The sequence below is a fragment of the Pseudomonas sp. SIMBA_041 genome, assembly GCF_046535095.1.
GTDB lineage: Bacteria > Pseudomonadota > Gammaproteobacteria > Pseudomonadales > Pseudomonadaceae > Aquipseudomonas > Aquipseudomonas mucoides.
In genome coordinates, this window is record NZ_JAWRXJ010000296.1 from 1 (window position 1) to 273 (window position 273).

Here is a 273-nt window from a genome sequence, read left to right on the forward strand (position 1 = left end):
GCATCGCAGCGATCATTTGATTACCCGCGAGATGCTCAAGCTGATGCGAAAAAAATCAGTAATCGTAGACATTAGTGCCGATGTAGGGGGAGCCATCGAAACCTATCGTCCGACTACCTATGATCAACCTACTTATGTGGTGGATGACGTCATTCACTTCGGTGTGGACAATATTCCTGGTGCCGCACCTCACACGACATCCATTGCCTATGCTGCATCTGTCTTTTCCCATATTCAGTCGATTGCAGAGCACGGTCCGGAAGAAGCGGCTAG

At 49.5% G+C, this 273-nt stretch carries 1 pseudogene; it reads left to right on the forward strand.

Going from position 1 to position 273, the window contains the following annotated elements:
* Positions 1-273, forward strand: a pseudogene (locus SB725_RS31245) (alanine dehydrogenase); the annotation flags it as partial.